Annotated in this window: 17 protein-coding genes; 3 read left to right on the top strand and 14 right to left on the bottom strand. The window is 68.8% G+C overall.

Features of this window, described 5'->3' with window-relative positions:
* Positions 1-40 precede the first annotated feature (40 nt).
* Positions 41-1,591: an outer membrane protein assembly factor BamB family protein gene (locus tag WMF45_RS30330; RefSeq protein WP_437708427.1), complete on the top strand. Its 1,551-nt coding sequence runs from the start codon at positions 41-43 to the stop codon at positions 1,589-1,591.
* A 110-nt stretch (positions 1,592-1,701) separates the two neighbouring features.
* Here WMF45_RS30330 and xseB read toward each other — a convergent pair whose 3' ends face one another.
* The 6 genes from xseB to WMF45_RS30300 all read right to left on the bottom strand — a co-directional run bounded on the left by xseB (position 1,702) and on the right by WMF45_RS30300 (position 8,101).
* Positions 1,702-2,019, bottom strand: coding sequence for an exodeoxyribonuclease VII small subunit (xseB, locus tag WMF45_RS30325; protein ID WP_437708425.1), 318 nt, complete (start codon positions 2,017-2,019; stop codon positions 1,702-1,704).
* A 4-nt stretch (positions 2,020-2,023) separates the two neighbouring features.
* Positions 2,024-3,667 carry an exodeoxyribonuclease VII large subunit gene (gene xseA, locus WMF45_RS30320; RefSeq protein WP_437708423.1) on the bottom strand — a complete coding sequence of 548 codons (1,644 nt, stop codon included), beginning with the start codon at positions 3,665-3,667 and terminating at the stop codon, positions 2,024-2,026.
* 178 nt (positions 3,668-3,845) lie between these two features.
* Positions 3,846-4,469 carry a glutathione S-transferase family protein gene (locus WMF45_RS30315; RefSeq protein ID WP_437708421.1) on the bottom strand — a complete coding sequence of 208 codons (624 nt, stop codon included), beginning with the start codon at positions 4,467-4,469 and terminating at the stop codon, positions 3,846-3,848.
* Between the two features lie 203 nt (positions 4,470-4,672).
* A complete protein-coding gene (locus tag WMF45_RS30310) occupies positions 4,673-6,037 on the bottom strand; it encodes an MATE family efflux transporter (protein ID WP_437708419.1) in 1,365 nt (454 codons plus the stop codon).
* Positions 6,038-6,043: 6 nt separating this feature from the next.
* Positions 6,044-7,021 (bottom strand): phosphotransferase family protein, encoded by a 978-nt coding sequence (locus tag WMF45_RS30305; protein ID WP_437708417.1) that lies wholly within the window; start codon positions 7,019-7,021, stop codon positions 6,044-6,046.
* 459 nt (positions 7,022-7,480) lie between these two features.
* Positions 7,481-8,101, bottom strand: a complete 621-nt coding sequence (locus WMF45_RS30300; protein WP_437708415.1) for an ABC transporter permease — start codon at positions 8,099-8,101, stop codon at positions 7,481-7,483.
* Between the two features lie 285 nt (positions 8,102-8,386).
* Here WMF45_RS30300 and WMF45_RS30295 point away from each other — a divergent pair, with 285 nt between their 5' ends.
* The gene (locus tag WMF45_RS30295; protein WP_437708414.1) at positions 8,387-9,040 is read left to right on the top strand and encodes a TetR/AcrR family transcriptional regulator; all 654 of its coding nucleotides are present in this window, start codon (positions 8,387-8,389) and stop codon (positions 9,038-9,040) included.
* A gap of 154 nt (positions 9,041-9,194) precedes the next feature.
* Here WMF45_RS30295 and WMF45_RS30290 read toward each other — a convergent pair whose 3' ends face one another.
* Positions 9,195-10,244 (bottom strand): iron-containing alcohol dehydrogenase family protein, encoded by a 1,050-nt coding sequence (locus tag WMF45_RS30290; RefSeq protein ID WP_437708412.1) that lies wholly within the window; start codon positions 10,242-10,244, stop codon positions 9,195-9,197.
* 119 nt (positions 10,245-10,363) lie between these two features.
* On the opposite strand from WMF45_RS30290, the gene WMF45_RS30285 reads away from it, so the two are divergent.
* Entirely contained in the window at positions 10,364-11,488 is a 1,125-nt protein-coding gene (locus WMF45_RS30285; protein WP_437708410.1) for an ATP-grasp domain-containing protein, read from the top strand.
* Between the two features lie 99 nt (positions 11,489-11,587).
* Here the strand turns inward: WMF45_RS30285 and msrB are convergent, their stop codons facing one another.
* From msrB to WMF45_RS30250, 7 genes are all read right to left on the bottom strand, one after another.
* The gene (gene msrB / locus WMF45_RS30280) at positions 11,588-11,986 is read right to left on the bottom strand and encodes a peptide-methionine (R)-S-oxide reductase MsrB (RefSeq protein ID WP_437708408.1); all 399 of its coding nucleotides are present in this window, start codon (positions 11,984-11,986) and stop codon (positions 11,588-11,590) included.
* 300 nt (positions 11,987-12,286) lie between these two features.
* Positions 12,287-12,775, bottom strand: coding sequence for a hypothetical protein (locus WMF45_RS30275; RefSeq protein ID WP_437708406.1), 489 nt, complete (start codon positions 12,773-12,775; stop codon positions 12,287-12,289).
* 236 nt (positions 12,776-13,011) lie between these two features.
* On the bottom strand, positions 13,012-13,218 hold the full coding sequence (locus WMF45_RS30270; RefSeq protein WP_437708404.1) for a hypothetical protein: 207 nt from the start codon (positions 13,216-13,218) through the stop codon (positions 13,012-13,014).
* Positions 13,218-13,493: a 1-deoxy-D-xylulose-5-phosphate synthase gene (locus tag WMF45_RS30265; RefSeq protein WP_437708402.1), complete on the bottom strand. Its 276-nt coding sequence runs from the start codon at positions 13,491-13,493 to the stop codon at positions 13,218-13,220. The genes WMF45_RS30270 and WMF45_RS30265 overlap by 1 nt, the downstream gene beginning before the upstream one ends.
* 177 nt (positions 13,494-13,670) lie before the next feature.
* Positions 13,671-14,078: a VOC family protein gene (locus WMF45_RS30260; RefSeq protein ID WP_437708400.1), complete on the bottom strand. Its 408-nt coding sequence runs from the start codon at positions 14,076-14,078 to the stop codon at positions 13,671-13,673.
* A gap of 167 nt (positions 14,079-14,245) precedes the next feature.
* Positions 14,246-14,662, bottom strand: coding sequence for a DUF6210 family protein (locus WMF45_RS30255; RefSeq protein ID WP_437708399.1), 417 nt, complete (start codon positions 14,660-14,662; stop codon positions 14,246-14,248).
* Between the two features lie 163 nt (positions 14,663-14,825).
* Positions 14,826-15,398, bottom strand: coding sequence for a hypothetical protein (locus tag WMF45_RS30250; protein WP_437708397.1), 573 nt, complete (start codon positions 15,396-15,398; stop codon positions 14,826-14,828).
* Between the last annotated feature and the right edge of the window lie 38 nt (positions 15,399-15,436).

The raw sequence follows: 15,436 nt of genomic DNA, 5'->3' as shown, positions 1-15,436 counted from the left end.
GGCCGATCGCCGCTCACCTCGATGCCCCGGGAGGAGAACCATGAAGCGCATCTTCTGGGTCCGGTCCGCGATCGGGGCCGCCCTATGTCTTGCCTTGCTCAGTGTCGTCCTGGGGAGCACGGCCATGGGCACGGGCGCCGGGCGCTGGACCGTCTATGGCTACGATCTGGCCAACACGCATTACGCGCGCGACGAGCACCACCTCGGGCCATCGAACGTCGCGTCGCTCGCCGTGAAGTGGGCCTTCACCACGACCGGCATCGTCCCCGCGACGCCGGCCGTCGACCACGGCGCTGTCTACTTTCCGGACGGGGGCGGCAAGCTGTACAAGCTCGACGCCGGGACCGGGCACCCGATCTGGACGCGCACGATCGCCGCCCTCACGGGCACGGCCGGCGCCGTCTCGCGCACGACCCCCGCGCTCCACGGCCACACGCTGTTCCTCGGCACCCTCGCCGGCGCGCACATGATCGCCGTGGACACGCGCACCGGGGCGCTCCTGTGGAAGAGGCAGCTCGACACGCACCCCGCGGCGATCATCACGCAGTCTCCCGTCGTGCATGGCGGCCGCGTGTACGTGGGTGTCTCCTCGCGCGAGGAGCTCTTCGCGGCGGACAACGCCTATGCGTGCTGCAGCTTCCGCGGCAGCGTCGTCGCGCTCGACGCGGGGACCGGGGCGGTGCTGTGGAAGCGCTACACGGTGCCCGCCGGCTACACCGGCGGCGCCGTGTGGGGCGGCGCGCCCGCGCTCGACCTCAAGCGCCGCACGCTGTACGTGACCACCGGCAACAACTACACCGTGCCGCCGTCCGTCTCCGCGTGCGTGGAGGCCGCCGGCGACGATGCGGTCGCCGCCGAGGCCTGCCTTGCGCCGGACGACTATATCGACGCCGTCCTCGCGCTCGACCTCCGCACCGGCGCGCTGAAGTGGGCGCGGCGGCTCCAGGGCTTCGACGCCTGGACGGGAGCCTGCTACTTCGGCGGCGACTGGTGCCCCGATCCGGCGGGCCCGGATTACGACTTCGGCACGGGCGCCACGCTCTTCACGGCCGGCCACGGGGCGGAGCGCCGCGACCTGGTCGGCGCCGGCCAGAAGAGCGGTATCTTCTGGTCGCTCGATCGGGACGACGGGAGCGTTGTGTGGAGCACGCTGGTCGGTCCCGGCGGGGAGCTGGGCGGCATCATGTGGGGAGTCGCCGTCGACGAGAGCAGGATTTACGTGCCGATCGGCAACAACGGCCAGGTCGACTACACGCTGCAGCCCTCCGGGGAGGTCATCAACTGGGGTTCGTGGAGCGCGCTCGACGCCGCCACGGGCGACATCCTGTGGCAGACGCCCGATCCCACGCCGGGCGCGCAGACCAGGGGGCCGCTGACGGTCGCGAACGGCGTCGTCTACGGCGGCTCGATGAGCGGAGACTTCCACGCGCTCGACGCCGCGACGGGCGACGTCCTCTGGAGCCATCCGGCCGACGGCTCCGTCAACGCCGGGCCGGCGGTGGTGCGCGGTACGGTGTTCTGGGGGAGCGGCTACGAGAGCTTCGGCATCGGCACGCCGGGCAACACGCTCTTCGCGTTCGACTTGCCGTAGCGCTTCCCTGTCGTCGGGGCGAGACGTCGAGCCAGAGCCCGAGCATCTCGCCGACATCCCGGTAGTTGGTGGGCCGGAACGTCGCGCTCATGGGGGTCGCCTGCGCCCGCCTACTCGTCGTCTTCGTCGTCCTCGTCTTCGTCGTCCGCGTCCGTGGTCACCGGCGCCTCGCGCTCGAGCTGCTCGGTGATGGTCTGCACCTGGATCTCCGCGGCGTGGATCTTCTGGCGGCAGAGCGTCACCAGATCCGCGGCCTCCTTCACGAGGGCGGAGAGCGCGTCGATGTCGACCTGACCTTCCTCGATGTTCTGCAAGATCTCCTCGAGGCGCGACGACGCCTCGCCATACGAGACCTCTTTCGTGGCGCGCTGCGGGCTTGTCGTGTCCCCGTCGGACAGCTCCTTCGTCCCGCGCTTCGGCTTTGCCATGACCCTATGTCTCCTCCGATCCGTCCGAGCGAAGCCGCAGCACGCCCCGCTTCAGCTCGGCGATGAGCGTCGTCCCCTGGGGCGCGCGCGCCGCGTCGGTGAGCACCGCCCCTTCCGTCGTGCGCAGGATCGCATATCCCCGCTCCACGACGCGCCGTGGATCGAGGAGGCGCAGGCGCCGTTCGCGCGACTCGAGGCGCTCGGACTCGAGCGCGAGCCGCCGGGACGAGCGCGGCCCGAGGAGCGAGGCCACCTCGTCGACCCGATGCGAGGCGGCGTCGAGATCGCGCCTCGCCCCCTGGCGAAGCTGGCGGACGGCCTCCTGGAGCTGGCCCGCGCGGCGCGCGATGAGCAGCGACGCGGAGCGCGGGACCCGGGTCGCCCGGCGGGTGAGATCCGACGAGGCCGACCGGAGGACCCGCCGGCCCTGGTCGAGGATGCTCAGGAGCGACGACTCGACCTCATCCCGCGCGTCCGAGACGCGTTTGACGAGCATCGCGGCCGCGGCGGTCGGGGTCTTCTCGCGAAAGCCCACGAAATCGAGCGCGGAGATGTCTCGCTCGTGGCCGATGCCGACGACCACGGGGAGGGGGAACGTGGCGACGGCGCGGGCGATCGGCTCCGAGTCGAACCAGGCGAGGTCGGTGCGCGAGCCGCCGCCGCGGCATATCAGCAGCACGTCGAGCTCGGCGGCGCGCGCCCGGAAGTAGTCGAGGGCGTTCAGGACCGATGGCTCCGTCTGCCGCCCCTGGACGCGGACCCCGTGCGCCATGACGCGGAACGCGAAGCCTGACTCCCTGAAGGTGCCGAGCACGTCGTTGTAGGCGTCCGAGCCCAGGCTGGTCACGAGGCCCACCCGGAGGGGAAGGGCGGGGAAGGGCAGGGAGCGGTTCCGATCGAGCAGCCCTTCCTCGGCGAGCCGGCGCACGATCTCCTCTCTCCGCCGGGCGGCCTCGCCGAGCGTGTAGCCCACGTCGAGGTCCTCGATAAGGAACCGGTACGAGCCCCAGGGGACGTAGAGCTCCACGCGCCCGCGCACGCGGATCTGGATCTCGTCCTCGATCTGGAACGGGTCGCCCGCTGCGGCGAGGCGCCGCTCGATCTCGGCGCGCGCGCTCTCGAAGAGGGTCGCCTTGACCTGGGCGATCTCCTTTCCGAGGGCGTCGCGCTCGACGAGCTCGAAGCCGACGATGCTCTTGTGGGCGGCCCGGTTGAACCCGCAGACCTCGCCCACCAGCCAGATCGAGGCTGGAAACGCCGCCTCGAGGGCGGCGCGGACCTGTCCGTTGAGCTTCGAGACGGTGAAGTCGGACGCGGCCACCGCTGGCCTCGGCCGCGCGTCCCCGTTGCGCGGCTCATCGGCTCGGGCCGGCTCCACGGTGGGGATCGGCGTGACGCCCCCTTCATCGAGGGCGAGGGCCCCGCCGCGTTCCCGGTAGAGGCGCTGCGTCACCTCGCAGAAGCCGAACCCCTCGGTGTGCAGCACCTCCACCACCGCGACCACGTGCGTCTCCGGGACGCGCCAGGTCTTCTGTTCGGGGTTCCAGCGGCGGGACGGGAGCGACTTCACGACCTCCACCAGCCTGCGATCGAAGGCGAAGTGGATCTGGAGGCTCCCGGCCCCGTCGCTGCTGACGCGGCGGCTCATCGCGCCACTCTATCATCGCGGGCGGGTATCGCGGGTCGCGCACGGGCATCGCGGGGGATCTCCCGGCCGACCTGCCGGGGCGCGCGGCCGCGCTGCGTGGCGGCCGGGCGCGCGCTGCGCCACGGCGGCGAGCAGGCTCTCGGCCTGGAGGGCGAGAGCTCCTCCAGCCACCTGCCCCTCAAGCGTTGAGGCTGGCGAACGCCTGGGCGATACGCGGGGCCGCGTGAGGGCGCGCGTACATCCGGTCCATGTAGGACCGAAGCTGCGGGAAGTCGCCCAGGAGATCGGCCTCGTTGGCCCAGTCGAGGGTGTAGGCCATCACGAGATCGGCGACCGTCACGCGGTCGCCGACGACGAACTGCCGCTGATCCATGTGCTTCTCCAGCACGGCGGCCATGGCCTTGAAGTCGTCGCGGGCCACGGGGATGTCGCCAGGCTGGCGTTTGTCCTCCGGATACAGAAACTTGTGACGCGCGATGCGCCACAGCGGCTGCTCCAGCTCGGTCGCCGCGAACAGAAGCCATTGGTTGACCTTGGCCCGCTCCCTGGGGTCTGCCGGGAGCAGGCCCTTCTCGGGGTACTTCTCGGCCAGGTAGAGCACGATGGCAACGGACTCGGTGAGCACGAGGTCGCCGTCGACGAGCACGGGGAGCTTGCCGGCTGGGTTGAGCTTGAGGAACTCGGGGCGGCGATGCTCGCCGGCCCGGAGGTTGACCTGGACGGTCTCGAAGTCCACGCCCAGCTCCTGGAGCGTCCAGCGCACACGGATCGAGCGGGTAGGAGCGAACTCATAGAGCTTCATCGACGCCTCCCTCAGCCGCGCGCCGCGGCTGGTATCGTTGCTTCTGTTTACTTACGTCCGGACCTGCTGTGTTTCGAGACGAACGGTGTCGGCCAGCAGGCGAATGGCAGAGTGTATAGCCGCACCACGCGACGAGTGTCAACCGACACATTCGCCGTACGCAGACGGCCTCTGCGCCGGTTTTCGGCCGTCTGGAGGCAGGCTCAGCCTGCGTCAGGCGCTCTTGCCATGCCATGCCCGGAAACAGCGTGGGCATTCTTCAGCAGGACGAAGGAGACGATGCAAAGGATCAGCTCCGAGATCGCCTCGGAGGCCCAGATCCCCGTCAGGGAGAACAGGCGGGAGGCCAGCAGCAGCACCGGCAGCTTGACCAGCAGGATGCCCCCGAGGGTGAGCAGCAGCGCCTCCCTGGCACGGCCCACCGACTGAAACGAGGCCGCCGTGACCATGGCCACGCCGGTCAGGGGGTAAGAGAGCGCCAGCAGCCGCAACGCAGTCTGCCCTTCAGCGATGATCGCGCTCTCCCTGGACAGCAAGGCGATCAGCGCGGCCGGCATCACCAGGCAGACGCCGCAGACGAGCGATCCATAGACGACCGCGGCGCCAAGGGAGAGCCGGATGGCCTCCCGCACCCGCTCGAGCTTCTTCTGGCCGAAGTTGTACCCCACCAGCGGCTGCATCCCCTGGACGATGCCGGTCAGCGGCGCGAGCATCCCGGAGTAGAGCCGGCTCACGATCGCGAACACGCTCAGCGCGCTGTCGCCGCCGATCCGCCGGAGCAGGTTGTTGGTGACGATGGCGATCAGGCTGACGCTGGCGTTCTTGATGAGCGAGGGGGACCCGATCTTCACCACCTCGATGATGATGGGCCAGTCCGGCTTGAAATAAGATGCCTTGATCCGATAGGAGCGGTTCTTCCTGAAAAAGAAGAAGTGGAGGCCCATGCCGGCCGAGGTGGCCTGGCAGCAGACCGTCGCCAGGGCGGCGCCGGAGACGCCCATCTGCAAGACGAGGATGAAGAGCCAGCACAGGACGATGTTGACGCAGATCGGGATGATCCACATGGCGGTCGAGTACCCGGCGTTGCCATCCGCCCTGACGATGGCCGAGTAGCCGGTGCCGGCGATGGCGCCGAGGAAGATGATCCGCCCGTACTCGATGGCATAGGGGGCGATGCTGTCGGTCGCCCCGAGCAGATAGACGATCGGCTCGATGAAGACCGAGCCGAGGACCGTGATGGTGACCGCCGCCGTCCAGAAGATCAGGAAGGTGCTTGCCACCGTCCGGGAGGCCTTCTCCATGTCCTGCTCGCCGAGCGCCCTGGAGACCACCGAGGCGCCGCCGGCCCCGACGGTCGTGGCGACGGCGCCGAGGGCGATCTGGACCGGCGAGATGATCGAGGCCGCGGCGGCGGCCAGCGAGTTGACGCCCACGGAGAGAAAATAGATGTCCGTGAGGCTGTAGACGGTAAAGACCAGCAGCGAGAACGTGGTCTGGGAAGACATCTCCAGCAGCAGCTTCCCGACCCGCTCGGTCCCCAGCTTTTCAACCCTGGAGCTCTCGCCCATGAGCGTTCAGTTTGCGCTCAGCCAGGCCATGTGTTCGCCCATCCACTGCCTGGAGAGGTTGAGGACGGAATCGGTGTCGTAGTTGCGGTAGTAACACTCCGTGTTCATGACCAGGGCGAGGTGAAGCGAGTACAGGCGGCATCTTCGCTCTTCCTCGAAGGTGAAGGAGGTCTTGCCATAGCCGCGCATGCAGCTGGTGATGCCCTCGGCGGAGAGCAGCCGGAACTGGGCTTCCATCAAGGGATCGGCCCAGAGCGCCCTCTCGAAGTCGATGATGCCGGCGACCCTGCCTTCCTTGACGAAGACATTGGGGTTCCAGACGTCCCAGTGGACGAGGCAGGGGGTGGTGACCTCGTCGAGCGCGGGGGCGTGCCTGAGGACGGCGGCGCGGATCTCGTCGTAGCCCTGGTCGTACGCAACGCCTTTCCGGGCGCCGTCTTCCAGCACCGACTCCATGATCCTGATGAACGCCTCTCGCCAGGTGCTCGCGCGCAGGTCCGGGTTCCCATCGTAACCAAAATAGGTGCCGGTGAAGCCGTTGATCTCCCGGACGATCTCGCCGATGTGCAGGTCGATGGACGCCTGCGTCTCGGGGGAGAGGCTCGATTTCACGTGCTCGAGGTTGTCCGCGGCGATCTTCTCCATGAAGAAGTAGTCCGAGTCGCACAGGTCGCGGGTGTTATCGAAATGGTAGATCTGGGGCACCGGGATGGCCGGGTTTCGCCGGACCAGGCGCATGGCGGCGACCTCGGTGGCCATGATGTTCTTTTCGTAGAGCATGACCTCCGCGCCTCTCGGCGGCGCGATCTTGAGGATGACCTCCCGGCCATCGGCGAGCCGGACGCTGTACGCCGCATTGAACCAGCCGTCTTTCAGCTCGACCACGGCGCCTTCGCCGTCCGCGAGCGCCATGCCGCCGAAGGCCCTGGCGGCCATGGCGGCGATCTGCGGGCGTGTCTTCGTGTTCTTGGTCTTGCTCTCCACGGTCTTCCTTCGTCGATCAGCGGCCCTTGGGATGAGCGAAATGACGTTCATTGTGCTGGATCCTGGGAAGCTGTCAAGTCGCGACCTGGCGTCGTGCCGGGGCCCGGAGCGAGAGGGGGCCAGAGTCGCCGGCGTGACCGGCGGGGGCCCACGCGGGTTATCGTGTTATCCCGCGCCCCATGCGGACCTACGATCCCGAGGAGAGCTGGAGTCGCGGAGTGCGCGCCATGCGGATCGAGGCGCCCCGCGCTCGGGATGGTCGCAGGCGGGCCGTCTGGAATCGACACGATGCCCTTCAATCCATCTTGCCTGCGCCGGCGATTGGCACGTGGAGCAGCGCGAGCGCATGTCCTGCGGCCCATGCGTCGAGGCGCGCAAGACCGGGGCGATCCGCGCGAGCCGCCGCGCCCCGCGAGCTCGAGGGGGCGGCGCCGACGCTCGATCACATCACCTTCCGCTTCATCCCGGATAGGTCTGCGCGTGCTTCGCGCGCGCGGTCAGGCGATGGCGCTCGAGGACGGTGGCGACGGCATAGCCGCCGCCGCCGGCGATGGCGAGGACCCAGAAGATGCCAGGCGTGCCGAGGAAGAGCGCTGCGGTGGAGATCAGGGCGAGCCAGGTGCCGAGGCCGTAGTGCAGCAGGTTGCGGCGGGCGGCGCCTTCGCTGACGTAGATCAGGCCGACGATGAGGCCGGAGCCGGTGGGCCAGAGCATGGGCTGCAGGTCGGGCATGTCGAGGGTGTACGCCAGGCCGGTGATGGCGAGGAACAGCGCGGTGAAGGCGCTGAGCCAGGAAGCGCCGAGCAACTTGCCGGACAGGGCGTCGGACTCGCTCACGCCGCGCTGGGCGCGGGTGGCGGCGACGGTGGCGTAGACGGTGCCGACCGCGAGCCCCGTTCCCAGGAGCATCATGGGCACCCAGCCGGGCAACGCGAGCAGGGGGCTGTCTCCCTTGGAGATCGCGGCGGCGCCGTGGCCAAGAACGTAGGCGAGCCCGAAGCTGATGTAGGTCGCGCGGTTGTCGACCTCGCCCGAGGGAAGCGCGATGACGACGTCGGCGGTGGCGGTGGCGGTGAACATGGCGGGAAACCTCCGGGTCATGGGTGCGAGCCGAGAACGTGGGGTGTGAAGGAAGCAGGAGACGCCATCGGCGTTGCCTTACGTGTGTAACCTTATGACCGTAACCTAACGATTGTCAACTGACGCCGGCCACAAAAAACGCTCCGGCGCCTGTCGGGCGCCGGAAGCATCGCGGATGCGGACCTGCGGCGCGCGCGGCAGCCTGCTTATATATGTGATCTTTATTACGTTAGATCGATCTTGCGAGGGCTAACGGCGATAAGCTTTGGGGTGTAAGGTGACGCCATGGGAGACAGCGGAACGGCGGCATCGGCCGCACAGAAACCGGCCCGCGGCCGCAACCGCCGCGGAGAGGGCGCCCGCCTGCGCGCCGACATCGTGGCTGCGGCGGTCGAGCTGCTGGACGAGGCCGGCGACGAGCGGGCCATCACGTTGCGATCGGTAGCCCGCCGGGTCGGGATCGCCGCCCCCTCGATCTACCCCCACTTCCCCGACCAGCCGGCGATCATGCTGGCCGTCGTGCAGCAAGCCTTCGCCGAGCTGGAGAGCAGGCTGCGCAGCGCCGTGGAAGAGGCCGGCGATGATCCTCGAGAGCGGCTGTACGCCGCTTGCAACGCCTATCTGGAGTTCTCCCGGAGTCATCCAGAGCGCTACCGCACCATGTTCGGTGGCCTCTGGATGCCCACCCTGGGCGACAGTTCCGTGACCGAGCGGGACCTGACAACGCTCGGCCGGGAAGCCCTGCAAATCCTCGTCGACGCCCTCGGCGGCTGCGTCGCTGCCGGGCATTCCAGAAGCGCCGACCCGGTCGCCGACGCGATCGCGCTGTGGTTCGGCCTGCATGGATTCGCGCACCAGCGTGCCGTGAGCCGCGTCTTTCACTGGCCCGCCGACACCGCCGAACGCATCATCACCGCGCTTGCGCACCTCACCACCTGAGGCGTGCACCGGCAGACGTGAGCGCCACACCTCGATCAGCGGGACATCGCCTCGCCAGCCCCGGTGACGGCACGATCGCGCGGGCCGGTGCGGCCCCGCGCGCGCTCCAGCCGCGACGCGCCCGCCCGTCGGGGAACTGAGCGCGGCTGGCGGGTCAGGCGAAGCACCCCTTCAGGCGCGGATCGGTCCGGAGGATCGCCTCGACCTCGGATACGCAGTCGCGGGAGGAGAGGACGGTGTAGTAGCCGGGCTTGATCTCCGGCGCGACGCGGACCGCCTCGATCCACTCGTCGAGCGAGAACGGGTCTGCCCGGATCGCACCCCAGAAGCCCGTCGCGTCGAGCACGGCGGCGATGAGGTCCGTGTTCCGCCCCTGGAGCTGGCTGACCACGTAGGCGGCCGTGCCGACCTGCAGGCCGTGGAGCCGCGGCCGGCCGGAGGTCTGGTCGAGCGCGTGCGAGATAAGGTGCTCGCTGCCGCTCGCCGGCCGGGACGACCCGGCGATCTCCATGGCGATGCCGTTCAGCATGAGCGCCGTCGCCAGCAGGCGCATGCCCTCGAGGTCGCGCAGGGGGCGCGCCATGAACTGGAATACGGTCGCGTCCGAGAGCAGGGCGGCGAAGTCGTTGACCGGCTCGCCGCGCGCGTGGAACGCGAGCTTCCAGTCGTGGACCGCGGTGACCTTGGCCGCGAGATCGCCCACGCCGGAGAGCCACAGGACCTCCGGCGCGCGCAGGCAGACCTCGGTGTCGACAACCACGCCGAACGGCACCGCGCACGGAAGCGAGCGGCGCCTGCCGCCCGCCGTGAGGCTCGCCGAAGGGCTGCAGAAGCCGTCGTTCGAGAGCGAGGTGGGCACGGCGAGGAACGGCAGCCGGGCGAGGGAAGCGAGGTATTTGGCCGTGTCGAGGGCGCGGCCGCCGCCGAGCCCGACGATCGCGTCGCAGCGCGCGGGCAGCGCGGGCAGGAGCGCCGAGGCCTCCTCGACGCTGGCCGAGGCGACCTCGCGCCGGGCCACAACCTCGATCGCCTGCGCGTCCAGGCCCTCGCGCATCGCCGCCTCGATGGCGTCCGGCGTCCCCGCGCTCGCGAGCAGCAGGACGTGGCGGCGCGCCGCCCGCGCGAGGTAGAGCCCGCTGCGCGGGAGCGCCCCGGGCTTGATGCGCACCAGCGTGGGGATGCCGATCTGGGTGGCTGCGGGCATACGCGGTCTCCTAGGCCCGCCGCCGCGGCGCCGCTAGTCGCCGCGGGCTGCTCTACTTCCGGCCGAGCCTGAGGGGCGCCGAGTCGTCCTGATCCAGGGAACAGTGCGATGCTTGACCCGTGTCCCGCGTCGCTCTCCTCTCCGACCTCAACCGTGCCTTCGATGCCCAGGCCGACCCCCGCAACGTGGCCATGATCCGGCGTCGCCATGCGTTCTGGGCCCAGCTCGCCCGCCTTCATGGCTGGGACCTCGCGGTCTGCGACGTCGCCCAGCTCGACGCGCCGCAGGGGATCAGCGGCAGTGTGTCCTGGATCGATCTGCCGATGCTACCTCGCGCCGCATACCACTCCATCTTCGCTCGAGCGGTTGCTGCCGGCGCCGCGTGTGTGCTCGACCTCCCCGAGCATGTGGAGCGGGTCCTCGGGCTCGATCGATTCTACTCGGTGCTCACGAACGCCGGTGTCCCCACGCCACGCACCGCGCTATTGCCTGTGGACGCCGCCGTCGCTGCCGCGATCGACTCTCCCGCGGCCGTGCGCCGTCTGTTGACCGAGGCGATCTACGGCGCCCTCTTCGATGCCGAGATTGATCCCCACGCCGGGGTCTTCGTCCGCGGCTTCTACTCGTCGGCCAAATCCGCCAACCCCGAGCTCTACTACGGCAGCAACCAGGCGGACATCGAGGCCACTGTCTTCGAGGTAGTCCGCCGCCTGCGTGTCGCTCTCGATGTCGGTGGCCTCGCCTTGCGCGAGCACCTCGACCTCGAGCGCATCGAGCTCGCCGCCCTTCCCGGCGACCGCAACGCCATCCGGGTGCCCTTCGAAGTGCGGCTGACGGTGCTGGGTGGCCGCCTCCTCATGGCCAGCTACCACGGCCCCTTCGAGGTCCTCATCGACGACGCGCGCCGGCTCCTCGCCGATGAGCTCACCGCCAGGAGCTACGTGGTGCAGCGGGCGGTTCGCGACCTTGTCCCTGCGCTCCTCACGGCTGACCTCCCGGCGAACTACGTGGCTGACGTGGCCTTCGTTCGAGACGGCCAGCCAGTGGTCCTTGAGCTCAACCCACTCTATGCCGCGGGGTACAACGTGCCCTCGGCGCACGCCCTGCTTGTCGTTGCGCTCGGCGCCGACCTCGCCCACCGTGCCGGGTACGCAGCGTTGCCGTGGACCCAGATCCTCGACGGCGCTGCGACGCTTGCCGGCGAACGTGTCGAGCAGAGCCCGGCGATCTGGCTGCTCGGGTAGTGGCCGACCCCTCGCATCCTGTTCTGGCGTCGTCGGTGAATGCCTCCAGCCTCACCCCGCCATGGCACGGCGTCGACGCGACGTCCGCCGTCTCGCGAGTCAGTTGCTCTCGAACTCGAGGCAGGCGGAATTGATGCAGAAGCGCTCGCCCGTCGGTGCTGGCCCGTCGTCGAAGACGTGCCCCAGATGTCCGTCACAGCGCGCGCATACGACCTCCACCCGATCGAGGCCATGCTTCCGGTCGGCTCGGCGCTCGATCCGCTTCTCGTCGAGGACTGCGCCGAAGCTGGGCCAGCCCGTCCCAGAGTCGAATTTCGTCTGCGACGAAAAGAGCTGGGTGCCGCAGCCGGCGCATCGATAGACGCCAGTGCCGTGGTGGTTCCAGTACTGCCCCGTGTACGGACGTTCGGTGTTGCCGTAGCGGAGCATTCGGTAGCGGTGTGGCCCGAGCAGCAAGAGCCACTCGGGTTCGGTCTTCGAGATCTTCTTGTCTGCCATCGCTGGATCCCGTCGTCGGGTCCTGGTGTCACGCGCGTTCGGCTCGGCGTCGTTGGCCCACATGGATCTTAAGCTATCCGCCCCCGCATTGCCAGCGCAACGACCATCGCGGATCTCGCGGGTGCGGCGGCGGCGGCGATGGCGACGGAGAGCAGATCTCGCGCAGGCACACGCCTCCCGATCCGGCCCGTCTTGGCACGAGCCCCCGGTGCTGGGTGTAGCCTTCGACGTCGCCATACAGTGAGAAGTAGACATCGTGGACGGCGTATTCGACGGCACCATCGCTTCTCGCATGCCGCATCACACGGGGCTGGTAGTACTTGCCGGAAGCCTCGATGCGCAGCTCGGTCGCACGGCCGCCGCGATAGGGTGCGTCGCCGCCGCTCGCGCTTCGGCCAGCTGTTCATACCATGCAGCGCCCCGCTCCAGCGTGCTTCGTGACGACTGGCGCCAAAGACTCAGCGCCTCTTCGAGCAGCTTCGCGGCAGACTCCAGATCGCCGGCGCTCGACTCGATTTCGGCATGGCGCGCGAGCCGCGCCGCAAGCTCATCCGGTGAGACGTGATTCTCTCGCAGCAGATCGATCAGCCGGCCGTAGAGCATGGACGCCTCTGCCCACCGCTCTCGGCCGTCAAGGTAATCGGCGATCGACTCGAAGGCGCGCACGCGCTCCGCTGCTTCGGTCTCCGCCTCCGCAGAGCGAATGGCCCGTCCAACGAGCTCGTCGGCGCGGGCCGGGTTGTCTCGGTGGTTCCATCGGGCATCATCCAGCAGAGTCTTCCACGCCATGGCTTCACCAAGTCATCGGCAACAGTCCAACGACCTTGCGCTGGTGCCGACGGGCGCGACGCGCCCGTCGGCACCAGCGCCTGATTGGGCAGAGGTCGGCATGATCTAGGTTGCCCGCGGTCCCTATCGAACCCCCTCGCCTGTTCCTCCAAGCGCTCCGCCTACACCCCGATGACATCCTTCTGACCGGCGCCGAGTCGAAACGGCGGTCCGCTCGCGCAGCCGCAACGGGCTTTCTAGCCGGCGGTCACCGTCGTCGCTCGCTGCTGGACTGCGGAGGCGCCCAGGGCGCGGACGAGCGCCTGCGCGATCTTCAAGCCGCCGGCGCCCGACGGCTCGATGGCGTTCGCGAAGTCCCCCACCTCAGAGCAGACAAGGCGGAGGTCGACGACGGCGAGCGCGCGCGAGAAAGCTTGACGGAGGATGACGTCATTGAACGTCATCAAGGCGATGCGAGCTCGCTCCGCCTCGCGTCCTCGTCGATGTGGACGACGCCGCCGTAGAGCTTGTCGGCGCCGTCCTTGCGCGGGCCGGAGACCCAGTACGCCTCCCGGGTCTCCTCATCGACGCAGTTGTACTTGTATCCGCTCCCCGTCCTGGCCAGGTGGCGACCGCGGTAATGGTACGTCCGCCCCGATCGGGAGAGCTCGACCCAGCCGATGCGGCCGTCGCCGTCGAGCCCGCCGCGCTTGTTCTCCACGTACATGACCCGGCGCATCGCGACCCCTCTCGCCTGTTTCTATCACGACTCGAGCTCGAGCTCGTCCGCGAATTCGTGCACCCGGCGCTCCGAGAGCCGCGGCGGCCGGACCGGCCACGGGCCGGGCGGAGCCTCGATCGGCCTCGAGGCTCCCGCCCAGCAGGTTGGCGATCGAGCCGGCCGACGGCCGCACTGTCAACGTTCGTGCAGCACCGCCTCCAGCCGGTGGCCGTCGGGGTCGCGAACGAACGACGCGTAGTAGCCGGGATCGTAGTTCTCGCGAACGCCGGGCGGTCCTTCATCGACACCGCCCTTGCCGAGGGCCTCCGCATGGAAACGATCGACCGCCTCGCGGCTCGGGGCCACGAAGGCGAGGTGGAAGCCTCGACCGGGCGCCTTCGCGTCAGGACCGGACGCCAGGATGGCGAAGGGCGGCTCAGCTTCGTATCCCTCGGGCCCATACGCCACGCTACGGGCGTTCTGCGAGAGCCGGACAAAGCCGAGCGGCGCCAGACAGGCGTCGTAGAACTCCGCGGCACGCTCGAGGTTCTCGACACCGACCGAGACGTGATCGAACACGAAGACTCTGGCGTCCTTGGGCATGGGTACGAGGTACCTCTCGCGGTCGTCCGTGGCAAGCGACAAGGCGCGGGCGGACCTGTACGAACGCGCCGGAGAGAGCGGTGCCGAGCGGACAGCCGAAGACTGCCGAGGACAAGAGTTGCCTGGCGCTGCCGCCGAGCAGCTCGCGCCCGACGAGCGCGCGGCCATCAATCGGAATTGGGCCAGGTGAGAATCCCAGGGCGCGGGTACGGTCCGAACCCAGTGAAAGGGCTCCAATCCGATTCGCCTCCTATCACGGCGTGCACCCACGCTTCGTGCGAGTCCACGAGACGCGCCCGGTCGGTCACGATGCCGACGATGCGACACTCGCGCAGGATGCGGTCGACGACATCCGCGTCCTCCTGGTCGAGTCCGCGCATCGCGCCGCTGCCCATGTACTTCGGTCCTTCGAAGTGCGCCGCGAGGGAGCGCCACCCGTCCTCGGCGTCGAGCGGAACGAATACGCCCTCGATCTCGGGCTGCATGCAAATGTTTCCACAGGTCTGGTTCGAGTAGATGACCCCGCTCGGGCAGGGGATGAGCAGGCCGAGGCCTGCGTCGTACAGCCTGATGATCTTGTTCATCGCTCTCGCCTCCCGAACGTCTGCGGCTCAGCCGCGCCGCGGCGCCGATCGCCGCCGCTCGTTTGGCAGCTCGCGCGATGGTTCGTGAGCAATCCGGCCTACCTGGGTCCGCGATTTTTTGCCGACGAAACAATGGCTCCAGACCGTGGGCCATGGCGCAGGCTCAAGGTGATAATTGGAAGGAGGACTCCACCAGATCGAGGCCAGGCTTCACATTCTCCATGTCATCGTCATAACATTGCTCCACCGCGATGAACGAACGTTTCTCATCCGCGTGAGAGAACACGCGAACCGAGCCGGGGCTCACGCCCAGCAGCTTCCCTTTCAGGAGCATGCCTTGTCCGGCGTACTTGCCCCACGTGGTGAACGGCGTGCGTGCAGGCGCAGAGAGCAGCTTGGGGACGAACCCGTCGATCTGCGCTTGAACGTTGGCTGCGGGATCGGTTGGTACGTCAAGGACGAAGATCATCGTCATGCACGAGCCGGGGCTCTCGACGTTCACGTGGTGATCGGGATCATTGTCCGGCGGGTCCGCCTCGACGCTCCAGTTTCCTGGGTGCTTGAAGGAGAAGCCGGGCCGCACATAGCTCCGGGCGTGCGCCAGATCGGCAGGCGCCTCGCTCGACGCGAGATCTTGGAGGAACGCAGCGCCGGCCTTCGTCGCTCCGATTCCGGCGAAGAACCCCACCACGAGCCCGAGGAACAGGAACAGGAAGGCGACGGCGGTCTTGCTCATTCCGGGTGCTGATTGCGGCGGGCCGTGGGGTGTCATCC

The sequence above is a fragment of the Sorangium sp. So ce448 genome, from assembly GCF_051520915.1.
In the GTDB taxonomy this organism is placed as follows: Bacteria; Myxococcota_A; Polyangia; order Polyangiales; family Polyangiaceae; genus Sorangium; species Sorangium cellulosum_B.
Note: the sequence above shows the minus strand (reverse complement) of the source record. Positions and strands in the feature narration are given on the sequence as shown.

Coding starts and splice junctions, on each gene's coding strand:
- WMF45_RS30330 (WP_437708427.1), top strand. CDS start 41: ATGAAGCGCATCTTCTGGGTCCGGTCCGCGATCGGGGCCGCCCTATGT.
- xseB (WP_437708425.1), bottom strand. CDS start 2,019: ATGGCAAAGCCGAAGCGCGGGACGAAGGAGCTGTCCGACGGGGACACG.
- xseA (WP_437708423.1), bottom strand. CDS start 3,667: ATGAGCCGCCGCGTCAGCAGCGACGGGGCCGGGAGCCTCCAGATCCAC.
- WMF45_RS30315 (WP_437708421.1), bottom strand. CDS start 4,469: ATGAAGCTCTATGAGTTCGCTCCTACCCGCTCGATCCGTGTGCGCTGG.
- WMF45_RS30310 (WP_437708419.1), bottom strand. CDS start 6,037: ATGGGCGAGAGCTCCAGGGTTGAAAAGCTGGGGACCGAGCGGGTCGGG.
- WMF45_RS30300 (WP_437708415.1), bottom strand. CDS start 8,101: ATGTTCACCGCCACCGCCACCGCCGACGTCGTCATCGCGCTTCCCTCG.
- WMF45_RS30295 (WP_437708414.1), top strand. CDS start 8,387: ATGGGAGACAGCGGAACGGCGGCATCGGCCGCACAGAAACCGGCCCGC.
- WMF45_RS30290 (WP_437708412.1), bottom strand. CDS start 10,244: ATGCCCGCAGCCACCCAGATCGGCATCCCCACGCTGGTGCGCATCAAG.
- msrB (WP_437708408.1), bottom strand. CDS start 11,986: ATGGCAGACAAGAAGATCTCGAAGACCGAACCCGAGTGGCTCTTGCTG.
- WMF45_RS30275 (WP_437708406.1), bottom strand. CDS start 12,775: ATGGCGTGGAAGACTCTGCTGGATGATGCCCGATGGAACCACCGAGAC.
- WMF45_RS30270 (WP_437708404.1), bottom strand. CDS start 13,218: ATGACGTTCAATGACGTCATCCTCCGTCAAGCTTTCTCGCGCGCGCTC.
- WMF45_RS30265 (WP_437708402.1), bottom strand. CDS start 13,493: ATGCGCCGGGTCATGTACGTGGAGAACAAGCGCGGCGGGCTCGACGGC.
- WMF45_RS30260 (WP_437708400.1), bottom strand. CDS start 14,078: ATGCCCAAGGACGCCAGAGTCTTCGTGTTCGATCACGTCTCGGTCGGT.
- WMF45_RS30255 (WP_437708399.1), bottom strand. CDS start 14,662: ATGAACAAGATCATCAGGCTGTACGACGCAGGCCTCGGCCTGCTCATC.
- WMF45_RS30250 (WP_437708397.1), bottom strand. CDS start 15,398: ATGAGCAAGACCGCCGTCGCCTTCCTGTTCCTGTTCCTCGGGCTCGTG.